The organism is Salinispora pacifica CNR114 (assembly GCF_000514775.1).
GTDB classification, from domain to species: domain Bacteria; phylum Actinomycetota; class Actinomycetes; order Mycobacteriales; family Micromonosporaceae; genus Micromonospora; species Micromonospora pacifica.
The window spans coordinates 1-2,641 of record NZ_AZWO01000079.1 but is presented as its reverse complement, the minus strand read 5'-3'; the positions used below and the strand labels follow the sequence as shown (position 1 = coordinate 2,641).

Below are 2,641 nucleotides of genomic sequence, written 5' to 3'. Positions count from 1 at the left end.
GTGTCGGGTGTGGATTTGGATTGGGGTGTGGTGTGTGGGGGTGGGCGGCGGGTGGATTTGCCGACGTATGCCTTCCAACACCAGCGCTACTGGCTGCACGACACCGGAGCCGACAAGGACGTCACCACCGCCAGGTGGCGGTACCGGGTAATGTGGCGGGTCGCCAACATGCCCACCGGGCAGCACCTGACCGGCGACTGGTGGGTTGTCACACCAGGCGCACTCACCAACGATCCCCGGGCCGCCGCTGTGGCCGACGCACTCACCGCACGCGGCGCGACCGTCGTCCGGCTCACCGACACCGTGCCAGACGACCGCGACACGCCCGCCGGAATCGTATCCCTGCTCGGCCTCGACGACACCGCGGACACCCACAACGCCGGTCTCTCCGCCGGAGTAACCAGCACCGTACGCCTGGTGCGCGCCCTTGCCGCCGCCGACTTCGCCGGCCGGCTCTGGTGCCTCACCACCGGCGCCGTCGCTGTCGACCCGTACGAGGACCTGCCGCACGCCGCGCAGGCCGGGCTCTGGGGGCTCGGCACCGTACTGTCCCTCGACTACCCGGGCTGGTGGGGCGGCCTGGCCGACCTGCCCGCCGACTGGACGCCCGACACCCTCGACCGGCTCGTCGACGTGCTCACCGACGGCGGCGAGGACCAGGTCGCCCTGCGTAGCGGCGGGGTGCTGGCGCGACGGATGGTCCGCTGGCCCGTCGCCGGCACCCCGGACCGGCGGTGGCGATCCACCGGCACCGTCCTGGTCACCGGCGGCACCGGTGGCATCGGCGCGCACCTCAGCGAATGGCTACTCGACCAGGGTGTCGACCGGGTCGTCCTGGCCAGCCGACGCGGCCCGGCCGCCCCCGGCGCCGCCGACCTCGCCGCCCGTCTGCCCGGCGTTCAGGTCGTCGCCTGCGACGTGACCGACCGCGAGGCGGTCGCCACGCTTCTCGACGGGATCGGCGACGACCTGACCGCTGTCTTTCACGCCGCCGGGGTGTTGCCCGAAGCCACCCCGCTCGGCGAGACCGACCTTGACGCCTTCGCCGACGTGTGCCGGGCCAAGGTGCTCGGCGCGACCCACCTCGACGAGTTGCTCGCCGACCGGCCGCTCGACGCATTCGTTCTCTTCGCCTCCGGCGCGGCCGTCTGGGGCAGCGCTGGACAGGCCGCGTATGGCGCCGGCAACGCCTGGCTCGACGCCCTGGCCCACCGGCGCCGTCGCCAGGGCCGTACCGCCACCTCCATCGCCTGGGGGACCTGGGGTGGCGGTGGCATGGTGGACGACCAGGCCACCGAACAGCTGCTGCGCCAGGGCACCCCACCGATGGAGCCGCGACTCGCTCTCGCGGTGTTGCGGCAGGTCCTCGACCACGACGAGAGCCACCTCGTGGTCACCGACATCGACTGGGACCGGTTCACCCCGATCTATACCGTGGCCCGGCCCCGACCGCTGCTCGCCGCGCTCCCCGAGGCCCACCAGAGCGCGGTGGCCACCGCGCCGGCCCAGCCACGGGATGCCTCCGTGCTGGCCGATCTGCCCGACGCCGACCGGCTGCCGCACCTGCTGGACATCGTCCGTACCCACGTCGCGGCCGTCCTCGGGTACGACGCCTCCGCCGCCGTTGACGTCCAACGGCCGTTCCGGGAACTCGGCTTCGACTCGCTGACCGCGGTGGAGCTGCGCAACGCGGTCGGCGAGGCAGTCGGGCTGCGCCTGCCCGCCACCATGGTCTACGACCACCCGACCCCTGCGGTGTTGGCCCGTCACCTGTACGACGAACTCGTCAGCACCGCCGCCGGACCCACCGTCCCATCGACTACTGCCGGCCTCGCTCCGGACGAGCCGATCGCCATTGTCGGCATGGGCTGCCGCTACCCTGGCGGCGTCCAGTCCCCTGAGGACCTGTGGCAGCTCGTCGCCACCGACACCGACGCGATCAGCGCCTTCCCCGTTGACCGGGGCTGGGACACCGATGCGCTATTCGACGCCGACCCGGATCAGCCGGGCACCAGCTACGTGCGCTCCGGCGGTTTCGTCTACGACGCGGGCGGGTTCGACGCCGAGTTCTTCGGCATCTCGCCCCGCGAGGCGCTGGCCATGGACCCGCAGCAGCGGCTGATGCTCGAAGTCACCTGGGAGGCGTGTGAGCACGCCGGGATGAACCCCGAGGCGTTGCGCGGCGGTCCGGTCGGCGTCTTCGTCGGCTCCGGCGCCCAGGACTACGGTGACCTGCTCGGCCTCGCCCCCGCCGAGTCGGAGGCGTACCTGAGCACCGGTAGCTCCGCGTCGGTGATTTCTGGCCGGATTTCGTACGCCTTCGGCTTCGAGGGGCCGTCGATGACGATCGACACCGCCTGCTCCTCGTCGCTGGTCGCCCTGCACCTCGCCAGTCAGGCGCTGCGCGCCGGGGAGTGCGCCACCGCGATCGCCGGCGGGGTGTTGGTGATGTCGAATCCCACCCCGTTTGTGGCGTTCAGCCGGCAACGGGGACTAGCCCCGGATGGCCGCTGCAAGTCGTTTTCCGACAACGCCGACGGCACCGGCTGGTCTGAGGGTGTTGGTGTGTTGGTGTTGGAGCGGTTGTCGGATGCTCGTCGTAATGGGCATCGGGTGTTTGGGGTGGTGCGGGGTTCGGCGG

At 71.8% G+C, this 2,641-nt stretch carries 1 pseudogene; it reads left to right on the top strand.

From position 1 onward, the window contains the following. Nucleotides 1–51: 51 nt before the first annotated feature. Nucleotides 52–2,641: pseudogene (locus tag B118_RS33540) on the top strand (beta-ketoacyl reductase); the annotation flags it as partial.